Annotated in this window: 13 protein-coding genes; 10 read left to right on the forward strand and 3 right to left on the reverse strand. The window is 63.4% G+C overall.

Annotation, left to right across the window (positions count from 1 at the left end; genetic code table 11):
* Nucleotides 1–5: 5 nt before the first annotated feature.
* The gene (locus KP003_RS05620; protein ID WP_217300465.1) at nt 6–404 is read left to right on the forward strand and encodes an HIT family protein; all 399 of its coding nucleotides are present in this window, start codon (nt 6–8) and stop codon (nt 402–404) included.
* Here the strand turns inward: KP003_RS05620 and KP003_RS05625 are convergent.
* Complete coding sequence (locus tag KP003_RS05625; RefSeq protein WP_217300466.1) at nt 401–2,629, reverse strand: thioredoxin domain-containing protein; 2,229 nt, start codon at nt 2,627–2,629, stop codon at nt 401–403. The genes KP003_RS05620 and KP003_RS05625 overlap by 4 nt on opposite strands.
* A 202-nt stretch (nt 2,630–2,831) precedes the next feature.
* Here KP003_RS05625 and KP003_RS05630 point away from each other — a divergent pair, with 202 nt between their 5' ends.
* Both KP003_RS05630 and KP003_RS05635 read left to right on the forward strand, forming a co-directional pair.
* Nucleotides 2,832–3,335 (forward strand): MarR family winged helix-turn-helix transcriptional regulator, encoded by a 504-nt coding sequence (locus KP003_RS05630; RefSeq protein WP_217300467.1) that lies wholly within the window; start codon nt 2,832–2,834, stop codon nt 3,333–3,335.
* Nucleotides 3,336–3,350: 15 nt separating this feature from the next.
* Nucleotides 3,351–4,619 carry an MFS transporter gene (locus KP003_RS05635; protein WP_217300468.1) on the forward strand — a complete coding sequence of 423 codons (1,269 nt, stop codon included), beginning with the start codon at nt 3,351–3,353 and terminating at the stop codon, nt 4,617–4,619.
* A gap of 24 nt (nt 4,620–4,643) precedes the next feature.
* Here the strand turns inward: KP003_RS05635 and KP003_RS05640 are convergent, their stop codons facing one another.
* Nucleotides 4,644–5,201, reverse strand: a complete 558-nt coding sequence (locus KP003_RS05640) for a ferritin (protein ID WP_217300469.1) — start codon at nt 5,199–5,201, stop codon at nt 4,644–4,646.
* A gap of 245 nt (nt 5,202–5,446) precedes the next feature.
* On the opposite strand from KP003_RS05640, the gene ylqF reads away from it, so the two are divergent.
* The 4 genes from ylqF to KP003_RS05660 all read left to right on the forward strand — a co-directional run bounded on the left by ylqF (nt 5,447) and on the right by KP003_RS05660 (nt 11,334).
* Nucleotides 5,447–6,361 (forward strand): ribosome biogenesis GTPase YlqF, encoded by a 915-nt coding sequence (gene ylqF, locus KP003_RS05645; RefSeq protein ID WP_217300470.1) that lies wholly within the window; start codon nt 5,447–5,449, stop codon nt 6,359–6,361.
* A 4-nt stretch (nt 6,362–6,365) separates the two neighbouring features.
* Nucleotides 6,366–8,174 carry a transporter substrate-binding domain-containing protein gene (locus KP003_RS05650; RefSeq protein ID WP_239027618.1) on the forward strand — a complete coding sequence of 603 codons (1,809 nt, stop codon included), beginning with the start codon at nt 6,366–6,368 and terminating at the stop codon, nt 8,172–8,174.
* Nucleotides 8,171–9,586, forward strand: a complete 1,416-nt coding sequence (locus tag KP003_RS05655) for a sigma-54-dependent transcriptional regulator (protein ID WP_216791020.1) — start codon at nt 8,171–8,173, stop codon at nt 9,584–9,586. The genes KP003_RS05650 and KP003_RS05655 overlap by 4 nt, the downstream gene beginning before the upstream one ends.
* A gap of 416 nt (nt 9,587–10,002) precedes the next feature.
* Nucleotides 10,003–11,334, forward strand: a complete 1,332-nt coding sequence (locus KP003_RS05660; RefSeq protein WP_216791022.1) for an anaerobic C4-dicarboxylate transporter — start codon at nt 10,003–10,005, stop codon at nt 11,332–11,334.
* 258 nt (nt 11,335–11,592) lie between these two features.
* Here the strand turns inward: KP003_RS05660 and KP003_RS05665 are convergent, their stop codons facing one another.
* A complete protein-coding gene (locus tag KP003_RS05665) occupies nt 11,593–12,465 on the reverse strand; it encodes a bifunctional 5,10-methylenetetrahydrofolate dehydrogenase/5,10-methenyltetrahydrofolate cyclohydrolase (RefSeq protein ID WP_216791024.1) in 873 nt (290 codons plus the stop codon).
* 383 nt (nt 12,466–12,848) lie between these two features.
* On the opposite strand from KP003_RS05665, the gene KP003_RS05670 reads away from it, so the two are divergent.
* The 3 genes from KP003_RS05670 to nspC are packed head-to-tail and all read left to right on the forward strand — an operon-like array spanning nt 12,849 to nt 15,766.
* Nucleotides 12,849–13,394 carry a helix-turn-helix domain-containing protein gene (locus tag KP003_RS05670; RefSeq protein WP_183348805.1) on the forward strand — a complete coding sequence of 182 codons (546 nt, stop codon included), beginning with the start codon at nt 12,849–12,851 and terminating at the stop codon, nt 13,392–13,394.
* Between the two features lie 20 nt (nt 13,395–13,414).
* Nucleotides 13,415–14,611, forward strand: coding sequence for a saccharopine dehydrogenase family protein (locus KP003_RS05675; protein ID WP_216791026.1), 1,197 nt, complete (start codon nt 13,415–13,417; stop codon nt 14,609–14,611).
* 24 nt (nt 14,612–14,635) lie between these two features.
* Nucleotides 14,636–15,766: a carboxynorspermidine decarboxylase gene (gene nspC / locus KP003_RS05680; RefSeq protein ID WP_236027090.1), complete on the forward strand. Its 1,131-nt coding sequence runs from the start codon at nt 14,636–14,638 to the stop codon at nt 15,764–15,766.
* Nucleotides 15,767–15,804 lie beyond the last annotated feature (38 nt).

Consider the following 15,804-nt stretch of genomic DNA (forward strand, 5'->3'; position numbering starts at 1 on the left):
ACGCCATGAGCACCGAAGCCACCTGCCCCTTCTGCCGGCCCGATCCTGGCAAGGTCCTGCTGGAAAACGAGCTTGCCTTCGCCTTCTACGACGGCTTCCCCGTCACCTTGGGGCACACCCTCGTGGTCCCCAAGCGGCACGTCGCCTCCTTCTTCGACATCAGCTCCGAGGAACAGGCTGCGCTCTTAGACCTGGTGGGGAAGGTCCGGGAACTGCTCCTGGAGCAGCACGCCCCCGACGCTTTCAACATAGGCATCAACGATGGGGTGGCGGCTGGGCAGACCGTGCTGCACCTGCACATCCACCTGATCCCCCGCTATGCCGGCGACACCGAGGACCCCCGCGGCGGGGTACGCTGGATCATGCCGGTCAAGGCACCCTACTGGAAAAGGGATGAGCGTTAGCCCGTCCCGGTGAGCTGCCGGTAGAACTCCTCCGGGTCGCTGGTCGGGCGGCGGCAGCTCCTGTTCTCGCACAGGTATGCCATCGCTCGGTCAGCTTCCGCATGCTTCCCTTCCAAAAGCGGGATTAACCTCGCCGCCTGTTCCAGTTCCTCTCCCTCGCACACCACCACCAGTACCCGGTTCGGGACGAACACCCGACGCAACCCCTCAAGGAACGGTTCGGCCGCCTCCGGCCTGCCGGCCGGCGCCACGATCACCACCTCTTTGGGGATCTGCTGCTGGTAATCGACGGCAAGGAGCATCTCGGAGAGTGCGATAGGGGACCTGGCGAGCTGCGCCGCGAAGGCGGAGAGGGCGCGCTCGGCCTGTTCCAACAGGCACCGGTCGCCGGTGAGGCTGTTCAGACGCAGCAGGTTCATCACCATCACCGAGTTTCCCGATGGGAGGACGCCGTCGTAGGCGGGCTTTTCCCGCGAGATCAGCTGCTCGTGGTACGGTCCGGTCATGAAGAAGCCGCCCAGTTCGCGGTCCTCGAACTGTTCCAGGGCAGCCGCGCAGAGTTCGGCCGACCGCTCCAGCCAGCGCACCTTGCCGCTCGCCTCGAAAAGGTCGATGAGTCCCGCGATCATGAAGGCGTAGTCGTCCAGGAATCCCTCCCCCCTGGCCACCCCCTCCTGGTAGCTGTGGCGCAGCCTCCCCTCTTGAATCATGTTCTGCAGCATGAACGCCGCCGCCTCGGCCGCGACCTGGACCAGGTCGGGGTTGGCCAGGATGAGCCCGGCACGGGCGAAAGCCGAGATGGCGAGGCCGTTCCAGGATGCCAGGATCTTCTCGTCCCGCAATGGCAGCGGCCTCTTGGCGCGGGCCCGGTACAGGAGCTCGCGGCAGTCGGACAGCATGAGCTCGAGCTCCTGCTCGGAGCGCTTCAACTCGGACGCCAGTTCAGCCACGCTTCGGTCGCGGTGTAGGATGCTGCGCCCCTCGAAGTTCCCTCCTCGCGTCACGCCGTAGCAGGCCGCGACCAGTTTCCCCCGTTCCTCTCCCAGCGCTTCGGTCAGCTCCTCCGGGGTCCAGGTGAAGAAGACCCCTTCCTCTCGGTGACCCTCAGGGCTCAGGCTGTCCGCGTCGGTCGCGCTGTAGAAGCCCCCCCCCGGCGCCTGCATGTCGCGTTGCAGGTACCGCAGGATCTCACGCGCCACTTTGGCAAACTCCGCGCGCCCGGTGGCCTGGAACCCCTCCAGGTAGCTCATCGTGAGCAGGGCGTTGTCGTAGAGCATCTTCTCGAAGTGAGGTACCAGCCAAGCGGTGTCGGTCGCGTACCGGTGGAAGCCGCCCCCGGCCTGGTCGTAGATCCCACCGGCCGCCATGCGCTGCAGGGTGAGCTCTGCCATGGAGAGCAGCTGGCGGTCGCCGCCACGCAGGTGCTGGCGCAGCAGAAGGCGCAGCGGCAGGGAACTGGGGAACTTGGGTGCGCCGACCAGCCCGCCGTTTCTGTCGTCGAACCTGTCCCGGTACAGCCTCACCGCCTGGTCCAGGGAGACCTCCTGCCAGGAATCCTCTCCCACGGTCGGCGCCAGCATGGTGCGGATCGCCTCGGTGAGTTGCACCCCCGCGCGGCTGACCCGCTCCGGCGCGGCGAGGAAGCTTTCCCTGATCCGCTGCAGCAGGGACATGAAACCGAGACCGCCCGGGTAGTCGCTGGGAGGGAAATAGGTGCCGCCGTAGAAGGGCTTTCGATCCGGGGCGACGAACACGTTGAGCGGCCATCCCCCCTGCATCCCCATGGCGTGCACCGCGGTCATGTAGACCGTGTCCACGTCCGGCCGCTCCTCGCGGTCCACCTTGATGGCGATGAAGTTGCGGTTCAGGAACTCGGCGATGGTCTCGTCCTCGAAGGACTGCTCCTCCATGACATGGCACCAGTGACAGGTGGCATAACCGATACTGACCAGGACCGGCCGGTTCAGCCGTCGCGCCAGTTCGAAGGCCTCGTCCCCCCAGGGGAACCAGTTCACCGGGTTGTGGGCGTGCTGCAACAGGTACGGGCTCGTCTCGAGGAAGAGCCGGTTGGTGTACCTGGCCCATCCCCCCGGGAGCATGTGCCGGGTGCGCGGCCGGTACGAGAAACCCCGGCCCTGGCGGAGTTTTTCCATCTCTTCGAGCGGAGGGGAGGGGACCCCCTCGGTTCCCGGGAGCGGCTGGTAGTGATCGGTGAGGTCGGACATGATCGTTCTCCGTCTTGGGCGGCTGGCGGCGCCGCCATGGCGCTGCTGAAGCTCTCGTGAAGGCGTTGGGGCTGAGGCGCGAAAGGTTTAACTTTACCATCTTTTGTTCCGGCGGCGACGCCTCCCGCATCGACGTGCGAAGAAAGCTTGACTGCATACCCCTCGATGTTATATGCGTGTATATGCACGCATTGGAGGCGTCATGGATGCAATGAAAGAGGAAGCTTTGAGAAGAGTGAAAAAGAGTCCGACCGATCAGCCGAGCGTCTGCAGTTGCGTCAACCTGCGTCGCGCCTCGCGCGCCATTACGAGGGTGTACGACGACGCGTTGCAGCCGGCCGGGCTCAAGGTGACCCAGTACTCGGTGCTGGCGAACCTGTCCCGGGCCGGAGCGGTCAGCGTCAGTACCCTGGCCAGGATGCTCAGGCTGGACCGGACCACGCTGGTGCGCAACCTGAAGGCCCTGGAGCGGGCGGGCCTGGTCGAGGAGGCTCCCTCGTCCGACCCGCGGGAGCGGGGGGTGAGCCTGAGCGAGGCGGGGCGGGGAGCGGTGACGCAGGCGCGGCCGCGCTGGCAGCAGGCACAGCAATTGATCGAGGAGCGGCTGGGCGCCGACGGCGTGCGGCAGCTCGGGGCGTTGGCGCTGGCCCTGGAAGAGCTGATGGGGCAGGACGCTTCGGTTGAGGAGTCAGCCGAGTCCGAATAGGGGAGGGGAGAACGGATGGCAACGTCGAGAAAATTCCACTACGCCTGGCTCATCATGGCCGTGACCTTCCTGACCCTGCTCACGACGGCCGGAATCAGGTCCACCCCCGGGATACTTATCGTCCCGCTGGAGCACGAGTTCGGCTGGTCCCGCGCCACCATCTCGCTGGCGGTCTCGGTAAACCTCCTCCTGTACGGCCTGATGGGGCCCTTCGCCGCGGCCTTCTTCGACAAGATCGGCGTGCGCCGGACCATGGCGATCGCGCTTTTCCTGCTGGCCGTCGGGGTAAGCTCCACCACCTTGATGACCCGCCCCTGGCACATGGTGCTGATCTGGGGCGTGGTGGTAGGGTGCGGGGCCGGCATGACCGCCTACAGCCTGAGTGCCACCGTGGTGAGCAGGTGGTTCAACAAGTCCCAGGGGACCGTCATGGGAGTGCTGACGGCGAGCGCCGCCACCGGGCAACTGCTCTTCCTGCCGCTGCTGGCCCAACTGTCGCACCACCACGGCTGGCGCAGCGCGGCGTTCGCCACCGCCGGGGCCGCCCTCGTGGTATTTCCGCTGGTCATCTTCATCATGCGCAACCACCCGCACGAGGTGGGAACCTCGCGCTACGGCTCCGCTGGGGACGAGCCGGCTCCGCCCGCTTCGGGGGAAAATCCCTTCCGCGTCGCCCTGTCGGGGCTGCAGCGCGGCGTCCGCAGCACCGACTTCTGGCTCCTGGCCGGCAGCTTCTTCATCTGCGGCGCCAGCACCAACGGCCTGATCGGCACCCACCTGGTCCCCGCCTGCGTGGACCACGGCATCCCCGAGGTGAGGGCGGCGGGGCTGCTCGCCTTCATGGGTATCCTCGACCTCTTCGGCACCACCCTGTCGGGATGGCTCTCGGACCGCTACAACAGCCGCTACCTCCTCTGCTGGTACTACGGCCTGCGCGGGCTGTCGCTTCTGGGGCTCCCCTTCGCGCTCTCGGGGCCGCAGTGGAGCCTCTCCGCCTTCGCCATCTTCTACGGGCTGGACTGGATCGCCACCGTCCCCCCCACCGTGCGCCTCACCGCCGATGCGTTTGGCAGGGAGAACGTCGGGGTGATGTTCGGCTGGATCTTCGCCAGCCACCAGGTGGGAGCCGCGCTGGCCGCGACCTTCGCGGGCACGGTGCGCACCTACCTCGGGGACTACATGATCGCCTTCCTGCTCTCGGGGATGATCTGCCTATTGGCGGCGGGACTGGTGCTGAGGATCAACAAGGGGAGGCTGCCCGGGATGGCGCCCGAGGCAGCCTGAGGTCGGCTGGGATAGTCTCGAGCATCAGCCGATGCGGGACTGTCTGCCGCAGTCCTGCATGGCGAAGAAAAGCTGCGAATGGGGGTTGGGGGGACGGTGGGGGAGTTCGCCCCGCTGGTGGCTGCGCCGCGGCGGACGGGATGAGGCAGGAACCTCGCTGCGACCCCCTCCCTTGAGGTATTCGGCGGTGATCAGCTTGAACTCCCTGCGGGCGGCAGCCAGTGCGGCCTCGAAGAACCTGCATAGTGAAGGCTCCTTGAAAGAGCGGCAAAAGGTCGCGTAAAGGTCGATGCTGAAACGTTTGTCGAGCAGCGCCTGGTGCAGGTGGCTGAAGGGCGCGGTCGTCCTTTCCCCGCTAGAGGCGGCGCGCGCCAGGGCTCCCCACGCATCGGAGTCCGCCGTCTCTGGCTGGGACAATTGTTGTAGTAGGGCATCGATGTACCGCGATCGTTCCTGCGCCAGACGCTCGAAGAAACTCCTGTGCACCACTTCTCCAGCCATGGCTCCCCTTCGATACAGCATCTCGCTGTTTCTCTCCCTGCTCACCGTAAACCTGATCGCCTCCGCCAGTAGCTCTTTCATCGCTCGTTCTCCTGCTGCGGCTGTTTCCGCCGCCGGCAAACCTGCTCCTTTCCAAAGATATGAATTTTTTAACATTGGCAATGCTAGCCTCGCTGGCAACCTGAGTCAATCGGGTTAATATTAATAGCCGAGGCCAACGATACACATGAGAAGGCAAGGCGGCGGAAGCGGTGTGGCATTTTAAGCGGCAACTGTGCTATGGTGTCGCCTCGTGACGTGATTTCAGTACTGCCAAGGAAATATAGATGACGATTAGATGGTACCCCGGCCACATGAGCAAGGCGCTCGAACAGATCTCGGAGCTGGTCCGCAAGATCGACCTGATCATCGAGGTGCTCGATGCGCGCCTCCCGTATTCCAGCTCGAACCACCTGCTGGAGCAGGTACGCCGGAACAAGCCCTGCATCAAGGTGCTGAACAAGAACGATCTTGCCGACCCGGCCGTAACCCGCGCCTGGGTGCAGCATTTTCAGAAGAGCGCGGGCGTGCGCGCCCTGCCGCTGGTCGCGAAGAACATTCCCGAGACAAAGAGCCTGGTGAAGCTTTGCAAGCAGCTGGTGCCGCAACGCGGCAACCCGGGCTACCCGATCCGCACCATGGTGGTGGGGATCCCCAACGTGGGCAAGTCGACGCTGATCAACACCCTGGCTGGGAGAAGTATCGCCAAGGTGGGAGACCGCCCCGCGGTGACCATGCGCCCGCAGCAGATCCCGCTCAACAACGGGATCCTCATCTTCGACACCCCGGGGCTTCTGTGGCCCGCCATGGATGACCAGGGTGGCGCGTACCGGCTGGCGACCAGCGGCGCCATCGGTGCCAACGCCCTCGACTACACCAACGTCGGGGTTTTCGCCGCCGCCTACATGATGCGCCGTTACCCGGAGCTCCTGAAGGAGCGCTACAAGCTGGCCGAACTCCCGGATACCCCCCACGAGGTGGTCGAGGCGGTGGGGCGCTGCCTTGGCTGCATCATGAGCGGCGGCGTGGTCGACGTGCATCGCGCGGCCGAGACCTTCCTGCGCGAGCTGCGTGCCGGGAAGGCGGGGCGGATCAGCTTCGAGGAGCCCGGAACCCCGGATGACGTCGAGGCGGAACTGCTCCGTTTCGCGGGCATCGAGGTCAGGGAGCAGCACCAACAGGCACCGACCGTGCCGGAATGAGACCATGGAAGAACGTCCGCTTCGGACCAGCCGCATACGCGCGAAACTAACGCAACTTTTCCCCGCAGGTTGGCGGGAGAGGGGCTCCCTTCTCCTCGCCCTTTTCACCTTCTGTTTTCTCGCCGCTCCTTCTGCACTCCTGGCAGCCGGTGATGTTGCTGCCGCCCAGACCCGCACCGTCGTGGTCGGCGGCGACCGGGACTACCCCCCCTACGAGTTCATCGACCGCTCCGGCCAGCCCGCCGGCTACAACGTCGACCTGACCCGCGCCATAGCCGAGGTCATGGGGATGAAGGTGGAGTTCCGCCTGGGAAGCTGGGCGGAGATGCGCGACGCGCTCCAGTCCGGGCGCGTCGACGTGCTGCAGGGGATGTCCTACTCAGCGGAGCGCTCGGACGAGGTCGACTTCTCCGTGCCGCACGCCGTGGTGAACCACGCCATCTTCGGCCGGAAAGACAACCCCTCGGTCAACTCCCTTGAGGAGCTCAAGGGGAAGAGTGTCGCCGTGCATCGCGGCGGCATCATGCACGACTACCTGATCAGGCAGGGGCTGGGGGAGAAGCTCACCCTGACCGACACCCCCGCCGATGCCCTGCGCCTGGTTGCCTCCGGTAAGATCGAGTACGCGGTGGTGGCCATCGTTCCGGGCATGTACATGATCCGAGAACTGAAGCTCACCAACCTGGTTCCGGTGGTGCGCAACGTGGCAACCCACCGCTACTGTTACGCGGTCGACAAGGGAAACGCCGAGCTGTTGTCGCGCTTCAACGAGGGGCTCGCCATCCTCAAGAAGACCGGCCAGTACGAGGTGATCCACAACAAATGGCTGGGGGTGGTGGACACCGCTCCCATCGACTGGTGGACCATTGTGAAGTACGCGGCGGTGGTCGTGGTGCCGCTCGTGTTTCTTTTGGGAGGCTTTGCCCTCTGGTCGCGCACGCTGCATCGTCAGGTGGCCCTGCGCACGGCGGACCTGACCCGGGAGATAGCGGAGCGTCGCCAGGTCGAGGAGGAGCTCCGGCTGAACCAGCAGCAACTGGTGCAGGCGGACAAGATGGCCGCCCTGGGGGTACTCGTTTCCGGCGTGGCGCACGAGATCAACAACCCGACCGGGATCATCCTCCTGGAGGCACCGATCCTGAAACGCTTCCACACCGACGCCACCAAGATACTGGAGCGCTACTTCGAAGAAAACGGCGACTTTACCTGCGGCGGGCTCCCTTACTCCCGCATGCGCCAGGAGGTGCCCAAGTCGCTGGCGAAGATCCAGGACGCCGGCAAGCGCATCAAGAGGATCGTGGACGACCTGAAGGATTTCGCGCGGCAGGACACCACCAGCGGCAACGACGTCATCGACCTCAACACCGCGGCCCAGGCGGCGGTCAGGCTGGTGGAGCCGACCATCCGCAAGGCGACCCGCAACTTCAGCGTCGGCTATCGCAAGGGGCTGCCGCGGGTGCGCGGCAACCGGCAGCGCATCGAGCAGGTGCTGGTCAACCTGATCCTGAACGCGTGCCAGGCGCTCCCCGACCAGGAGCACGGCATCGAGCTCATTACCTGGCACGATGCCTTCCGCGACAACGTGGTGGTGAGACTGCGCGACGAGGGGACCGGCATTGCACCGGAGCACCTCTCCCGCCTGACCGACCCCTTTTTCACCACCAAGCAGGACCAGGGCGGGACCGGGCTCGGGCTGTCGGTGTCGGCAGGCATCGTCAAGGAGCACGGCGGCACCCTGGAGTTTCAATCCGACGGCAGTGGCACAACGGTCACCCTGACCCTGCCCGCCTATCACAAGGAGGTTGACGCGTGACCGAGACTCTCTATCCCGATTTCGGCGTTCTATTAGTCGATGACGAACCCGACTGGCTCGGTTCCCTGACCCTCACCCTGGAGACCGCCGGGGGGGTCAACAACATCACCACCTGCAGCGACAGCCGCCAGGTCCTCTCCATACTGGAGGAAAAACGGATCGGGCTGGTCATGCTCGATCTCACCATGCCGCATCTCTCGGGTGAGGAGGTGCTGGCCCAGATCGCCGAGCGCTACCCGGACATCGCCGTCATCATCCTGAGCGGCCTGAACCAGCTGGAGACTGCGGTGCGCTGCATGCGCCTTGGCGCCTTCGACTACTGCGTCAAGACCGACGAGGAGGAACGCATCGTCGGGAGCGTCTCACGGGCGATACGGATGGTGGAGATGCGCAGCGAGTTCCAGGAGGTTTCCAGCCGCCTGATCTCGCGCGAGCTGTCGCACCCCGAGGCCTTTTCCGCCATCGTCACCGGGGACCGTGGCATGCTGGACGTCTTCGCGTATATCGAGGCGGTCGCCAAGAGTCCCCAACCGCTTCTGATCACCGGGGAGAGCGGGGTAGGGAAGGAGCTGATCGCCCAGGCCGTGCACCGGCTGAGCGGCTGCCGCGGCAAGCTGGTCACGGTCAACGTGGCGGGGCTGGACGACACCGTTTTCGCCGACACCCTGTTCGGGCACGTGCGCGGCGCCTACACCGGCGCCGACCAGGCTCGGCGGGGCATGGTGGAGGAGGCCAGCGACGGGACCCTCTTTCTGGACGAAATCGGGGATCTCAGCATCCCTTCGCAGGTGAAACTCCTTCGTCTGCTGCAGGAACGCGAATATTATCCGCTGGGATGCGACCTGCCCAAGCGCCTCAAGGCGCGCATCATCGTGGCCACGCACCAGAACCTTGCGGCGAAGGAAGGAGAAGGGAAGTTCCGCCGCGACCTGTACTACCGCCTGCGCACGCACCGGGTGCAGATCCCCGCGCTCAGGGAGCGGCGCGGCGACATCCCGCTCCTTTTGGACCACTTTCTATGCGAGGCCGCCGAGGCCCTTGGCAAGAAGAAGCCGACGCCTCCCAAGGGGCTGGCGCAGTTTCTCTCCACCTACAGCTTCCCGGGGAACGTCAGGGAACTGAAGGCGATGGTCTTCGACGCGGTCAGCGTGCACCGCGACCGGATGCTCTCCATGGACAGCTTCGTGAAGGCCGTCGAGTCGGCCCAGGCTGAGGCGGGTCCTTCCATCGCCGCTCCCCCGCGACAGAATCCTTTCAGCGACTTCGAAGAACTCCCCACCTTCAGCGATGCCGCCGCTTTCCTGGTCCAGGAGGCGCTGGCCCGCGCCAACGGCAACCAGACCCTCGCCGCCAGGCTGCTGGGGATATCCCAGCCCGCCCTCAGCAAGCGGTTGAAGATGATGCACTCTTAGCGCTTTCCACCCTCCCGCCCTCCCCCCTCCGGGGGGAGGGGCTGTGTCCGTTAACCAGCTGCGGCGGAACACTTTTTTGTGTTCCAATCGCAAGCTCCTGCCTCTGCATGACCTCCAGACGGACCGCTCTCATGAACAGCGATAACCTGCGGTTATAATGATAACTCAGCGTTATATCAGGAGTTATCTAGCTGAAATCACGTGTATTTAAAGGGCGATGATCCTGGCGCCATAGCCTCAGGTTATGGCCTTTCATTCGGCGCCTCTGCGCTTGTGTGGTTATTTGTCATGTAAAAACAGCTAGTTAATAAAAAATGCGATCCTGGCATCAAGTCTGCTCTACCACGGTTAGATAACGAACGCGAGGCCAATGAGGGCCTCGCCCAAGCTAACCAAAAGCAGCATAGGAGGTTGTCATGGCAGCGATGTTCTGGATCCAATTCATACTCGTACTCGGCGCGGTGCTGATAGGCATCCGCAAAGGCGGCGTAGCCCTCGGGCTCATCGGCGGCCTTGGCGTGTCGGTGCTGGTGCTCGGTTTCCGCAGTGCCCCTTCCGAGCCCCCCATCGCCGTCATGCTTATCATCCTTGCCGTGGTGACCGCTTCGGCGACACTCCAGGTGGCGGGCGGCCTCGACTACCTGGTGCAGTTGACCGAGAAGCTGCTGCGCGCCCATCCCAAGTACGTCACCATCCTGGCCCCGCTTTCGACCTTCTTCCTGACGGTCTGTTGCGGCACCGGCCACGCCGTCTACGCCCTCTTGCCGGTCATCTCGGACGTCGCCATCAAGACGAAGATCCGCCCTGAGCGCCCCATGGCCATATCCAGCGTCGCCTCCCAGATGGGGATCACGGCAAGTCCGGTGGCGGCTGCGGTCACCTTCTTCCTCGGCTTCGCCTCCAAGGCCGGGCACCCCGTGACGCTGATCGACATCATCTCGGTCACCATGCCCGCCGGCATCATCGGCGTGCTGGCCGCCGCAGCCTGGAGCTTCAACCGTGGCCTCGACCTCGACAAGGACACCGAATTCCAGGCCCGTCTGCAGGATCCCGAATTCCGTAAGGGGCTCGATGCCGATGTGACCACGCTGGACAAGAAGATCTCCACCGTCGCCAAGTTTTCCGTCGCGCTCTTCTTCGCCGGTGTCGGCACCATCATACTGATGGCCAGCTTCCCCTGGCTCCTTCCGCTGGCCGCCGACAAGAAGCCGGTCCCGATGACCACCGTGGTTCAGTTCGTCATGCTCGCCTACGGCGCTTTCATCCTCTTCGCCGCCAAGGTAAAGGCGAAGGACATCGCCCATTCCAGCGTCTTCATCGCCGGCATGATCGCGGTAGTCTCCATCTTCGGCATCGCGTGGATGAGCGATACTTTCATCAGCGCCAACAAGAAGTACCTGGTCGACAACATCGGCATCATGGTCAAGATGGCACCCTGGACCTTCGCCATAGCAACCTTTTGCATCTCCGCCTTCGTGAAGAGTCAGGCCGCGACCCTTGCCATCACGCTTCCCCTGGGCCTTGCCCTCGGCCTCCCCATCCCGCTGCTGCTGGGGCTGATGCCGGCCAGCTACGCCTACTTCTTCTTCGCCTTCTACCCGAGCGACCTGGCCGCCATTAACATGGACCGCACCGGCACCACCAGGATCGGCAAGTACCTCCTGAACCACAGCTTCATGATCCCGGGGCTGATCGGCGTGGGGGTCTCCACCGTGGTCGCCTACACCATCTCGCAGTTCATTCTCTAGAAGCCATTTAACAGGGATAACAGGGATAACAGGGATAACAGCAAGATAAGAAGAACCTGAATGGTAACGAAAAGGGTCCCGGCGGAAATGCCGGGACCCTTTTTTTTGATTGACGGCTCTCAAATTCCCTCTCCCCCCGGGAGAGGGACGGGGTGAGGGCATCGCCACGAAGCGACATTGCAGCCGCAAGTGACTCCCTCACCCGGCCTTTGGCCACCCTCTCCCGGAAGGAGAGGGAAGGGGGGACGTGGGGGAGGGTTAAGCCAGCTCGAAGTTGTTCTGGTAGGCGGCCAGCGTGTTGATCATCAGCGCGGCCACGGTCATGCGGCCGACGCCGCCCGGAACCGGGGTGATCCACTCGCACTTGGGGGCGACCGCGTCGAAAGCCACGTCGCCGACGATCTTGCCGCTTTCCAGGCGGTTGATGCCGACGTCGATCAGGGTGACGCCGTCCCTCACCATGTCAGGGGTTATGAACCCGGGGATCCCGACGGCGACGATGACGATGTCGGCTCGGCGGGTTTCCTCGAGCAGCAGCTCGCGCGGCGTTTCGATGTGGGTGAGCGTAACCGTGGCGTTTCCGATGTCGAAGTCGTTGGAGAGCATGATGGAGATGGGCTTGCCGACGATGTTGGAACGCCCGATGACGACGCAGTGCCTCCCTGCTACCGGCACCTGGTAGAACTGCAGCAGCTTGCAGATGCCGTAGGCGGTCGCCGGACGGAACGCCTTCTGCCCCAGGGCCATCCGCCCGAAGTTGGTGGGGTGGAAACCGTCGATGTCCTTCTCCGGCGAGATCGCGTTGATGACACGCTGGGCGTTGATCTGCTTGGGGAGCGGCAGCTGCACGATGACGCCGTCGGTAGAATTGTCCTCATTGATCTCTGCGATCAAGGCGAGAAGCTCCTTCTCCGAGACCGTTTCGGGGAGGCGGATCAGGTTGCTGTCGAAGCCCGAAAGCGAGCATGTGGTGATCTTCGATTTTACGTAGGACTCGCTGGGGGCATGGTTGCCGACGAGGATCACGGTCATGTGCGGTTTCCTGAGACCCGCATCTACGTGGCGCGCAACCTGCTTGGCGATCCCTGCAATCAGGCTGTCGGCGCATTTCTTGCCATCTAATAGGTTCATGCTGGTTCCTCTGTCTGAAGTTTGCCTCGGCGCAGGAGAGAGGAGGGTGTGCCGATCAACGAGTAGTAGCATAAAAAAAGTCACGGCTCAACAGCTAGTTAGCGTGAACCGGTATACGCTAAGGTGGCTTCGGTGGCTGGGGCGGGAGATCATGTCCGGGCTTTTCAGCGCAGGCTGTCGAGCTGTCAGTATACGGCTTAATCTGCCCCCGCTATGCCGTAAACCGGCGCCATTTCAGGCGCTTGCCTGATTTGTAAAATTAATGAACTTTAAATGTTAAACAGGAAGTATACCATTACTAAACTTTTTGTTGACAAAATCCGGGCAACGCAATACATTGCCAAAATACAAAAGGTTTACTGTTACTAAACCGGGGAGGACACTTGAAAATCGGTGAGAGGTTGAAGAGGCTCAGGATGGCCAATTCGCTGACTCAGGAAGAGCTGGCCAGCCGCGCCGATCTGACCAAGGGCTTCATTTCGCAGCTGGAGAACGATGCGACGTCACCGTCCATCGCGACGCTGAAGGACATCGTCGACGTCCTCGGCATCAGCATGCAGGAGTTCTTCAGCGAGGAAGTCGACCAGGACATCGTCTTCGGTAAAGATGCCCGGGTGCAGGCGACGGACGACGGCGACAACGTCAAGGTGGAACTCCTGGTGCCGGGCGCGCAGAACCGTGAGATGGACCCGGTGCTGGTGACGCTCGATCCCGGCGGCGAGATGGACGAACAGCCCATCCACGAGGGCGAGGAGTTCGGTTTCGTCATCTCCGGGAAGGTGCAGTTACGGTTGGATGACAAGCTGTACACGGTGGACAAGGGGGAATGCTTCTACTTCTCCTCGGACCGCAAACATGCAGTCAAGAATGTAGGAAAGAGCGCGGCGAAGCTGCTCTGGGTTGTGACACCCCCAACGTTTTACTATTGATAAGAAGGAGAGCTAGTCAAATGAGCAAAGTATTGATTATCGGGGCAGGCGGCGTAGGCGGGGTTGTTACCCATAAGTGTGCCCAGGCAACCGGCGTGATCACCGCCATTACCCTCGCTTCCCGCACCGAATCCAAGTGCCGCGCCATCGCGGACCAGATAGAGTTCCCGATCGGTACCGCCCAGGTGGACGCCGACAACGTGCCGGAGCTGATCGAGCTGATCAAGCGCGAGCAGCCCAAGCTCGTCATCAACGTGGCGCTGCCGTACCAGGACCTGACCATCATGGACGCCTGCCTGGCCACCGGCGTGGACTACCTGGATACCGCCAACTACGAGCCGCTGGACACCGCAAAGTTCGAATACAGCTGGCAGTGGGCCTACCAGGACCGCTTCAAGGAGAAGGGGCTCATGGCCCTGCTCGGCTCCGGCTTCGACCCGGGCGTCACCAACGTCTACACCGCCCTCGCGGCCAAGAAGTACCTGGACGAGGTGCACGAGATCGACATCATCGACGCCAACGCGGGCAACCACGGCCAGCCCTTCGCCACCAACTTCAACCCGGAGATCAACATCCGCGAGGTGACCGCTGCCTGCCGTCACTGGGAGAACGGCGACTGGGTCGAGACCTCGCCGCTGGCAACCAAGCGCGTCTTCGACTTCCCGGACGGTATCGGCCCGATGAACATCTACCGCATGTACCACGAGGAGATGGAGTCGCTGGTGAAGCATATCCCGACCATCAAGAAGGCGCAGTTCTGGATGACTTTCTCGGATAACTACTTGAAGCACCTCGAAGTGCTGCAGAACGTAGGCATGACCCGCATCGACGAAGTGGAGTTCAACGGCCAGAAGATCGTTCCGCTGCAGTTCCTGAAGGCGGTACTGCCTGATCCCGGCAGCCTCGGTCCGCTCACCAAGGGGCGCACCTGCATCGGCGTCATCGCCCGCGGCATCAAGGACGGCAAGCGCAAGCAGGTCTACATCTACAACATCTGCGACCACGAGGCGTGCTACCGCGAGGTGAAGAGCCAGGCCATCAGCTACACCACCGGCGTGCCCGCGGTCGTGGGCGCCGTCATGATGCTTACCGGCAAGTGGCGCGGCGAAGGCGTGTTCAACATGGAGCAGTTCGATCCGGAGCCGTTCATCGAGAAACTGGGCCCCATGGGCCTCCCCACCGTGGTAGTCGACGGTGGCGACTGGGCGGAACTGTAAGTGACCAGACTGCACGTGCAAGAGATGACGCGGCTCGCCCCGTCCCCGGCCTTCGTGGTCGACCTGGGGCGGCTGCGCCACAATTTGGCCATACTTGACGAGGTGCAAAAGCGCAGCGGCGCCAAGATCCTTTTGGCACTGAAGGCGTTCTCCATGTGGAGCGTCTTCCCGATCATCGCGCAGACGCTGCACGGGATCTGCGCCAGCTCCCCCTGGGAGGCGCGCCTTGGTCGCGAGGAATTCGGCGGCGAGGTGCACAGCTTCTCCGCGGCCTTCAAGGAAAACGACGTGGCGGAGCTCCTCACCACCTCGAACCACCTGGTGTTTAACTCCTTCAACCAGTTGGAGCGCTTCCGCCCCATGTGGGAGAAGTACGCCGGCCGCGTCTCCATCGGCCTCCGGGTGAATCCGGGGCACTCCGAGGGGCACACGCCGATCTACGACCCCGCGGCCCCCAAGTCGCGCCTGGGCATCCTGCGCTCCGAGTTCGAGGGCAAATCGCTCGCCGGCGTGGAGGGACTGCACTTCCACACCCTGTGCGAGCAGCTTTTCGAGCCCCTGGAGCGGACCTCCAAGGTGTTCGAGGAGACGTTCGGAGAGTTCCTGCCCCAGATGAAATGGCTGAACCTTGGGGGAGGGCACCACATCACCCGCGAGGGGTACGACATCGACGCCCTGGTCGAGCTGGTGCGCTACTACCGGGAGAAGTACGACCTCGAGGTCTACCTGGAGCCGGGCGAGGCGATCGCCATCGGCACCGGCATCCTGGTCTCCGAGGTGCTCGACGTGGTGCACAACGAGGCGGACATCGCCATCCTGGACGTCTCGGCCACCTGCCACATGCCCGACATCCTGGAGATGCCCTACCGTCCCGAGATCCAGGACGGTTTCCTCCCGGGGGAGAAGGGGCACGACTACCGGCTGGGCGGCCCCTCCTGCCTTGCGGGCGACGTCATCGGCGACTGGTCCTTCGACCATGAGCTGGTGCCGGGGGAGAAACTGGCGTTTCTGGACATGTCGCACTACACCATGGTCAAGACGACCACCTTCAACGGCATCCAGTTGCCGCACATCTGTACCTACGAACCCGAGACCGGTGAACTGCGCGTCGTGCGCAGCTTCGGCTATGAAGATTTCAAGAACCGTTTGTCGTGATGACTGTCAACATCCCACTTTGCTGAACATGGTGAACT

The sequence above is a fragment of the Geomonas diazotrophica genome (assembly GCF_019063885.1).
GTDB lineage: Bacteria > Desulfobacterota > Desulfuromonadia > Geobacterales > Geobacteraceae > Geomonas > Geomonas diazotrophica.

What these genes read in the sequence shown, in the direction of transcription:
- KP003_RS05620 (WP_217300465.1), top strand. Translation starts at nt 6, where the DNA reads ATGAGCACCGAAGCCACCTGCCCCTTCTGCCGGCCCGATCCTGGCAAG.
- KP003_RS05675 (WP_216791026.1), top strand. Translation starts at nt 13,415, where the DNA reads ATGAGCAAAGTATTGATTATCGGGGCAGGCGGCGTAGGCGGGGTTGTT.
- KP003_RS05635 (WP_217300468.1), top strand. Translation starts at nt 3,351, where the DNA reads ATGGCAACGTCGAGAAAATTCCACTACGCCTGGCTCATCATGGCCGTG.
- ylqF (WP_217300470.1), top strand. Translation starts at nt 5,447, where the DNA reads ATGACGATTAGATGGTACCCCGGCCACATGAGCAAGGCGCTCGAACAG.
- KP003_RS05660 (WP_216791022.1), top strand. Translation starts at nt 10,003, where the DNA reads ATGGCAGCGATGTTCTGGATCCAATTCATACTCGTACTCGGCGCGGTG.
- KP003_RS05630 (WP_217300467.1), top strand. Translation starts at nt 2,832, where the DNA reads ATGGATGCAATGAAAGAGGAAGCTTTGAGAAGAGTGAAAAAGAGTCCG.
- KP003_RS05665 (WP_216791024.1), bottom strand. Translation starts at nt 12,465, where the DNA reads ATGAACCTATTAGATGGCAAGAAATGCGCCGACAGCCTGATTGCAGGG.
- KP003_RS05640 (WP_217300469.1), bottom strand. Translation starts at nt 5,201, where the DNA reads ATGAAAGAGCTACTGGCGGAGGCGATCAGGTTTACGGTGAGCAGGGAG.
- nspC (WP_236027090.1), top strand. Translation starts at nt 14,636, where the DNA reads ATGACGCGGCTCGCCCCGTCCCCGGCCTTCGTGGTCGACCTGGGGCGG.
- KP003_RS05650 (WP_239027618.1), top strand. Translation starts at nt 6,366, where the DNA reads ATGGAAGAACGTCCGCTTCGGACCAGCCGCATACGCGCGAAACTAACG.
- KP003_RS05625 (WP_217300466.1), bottom strand. Translation starts at nt 2,629, where the DNA reads ATGTCCGACCTCACCGATCACTACCAGCCGCTCCCGGGAACCGAGGGG.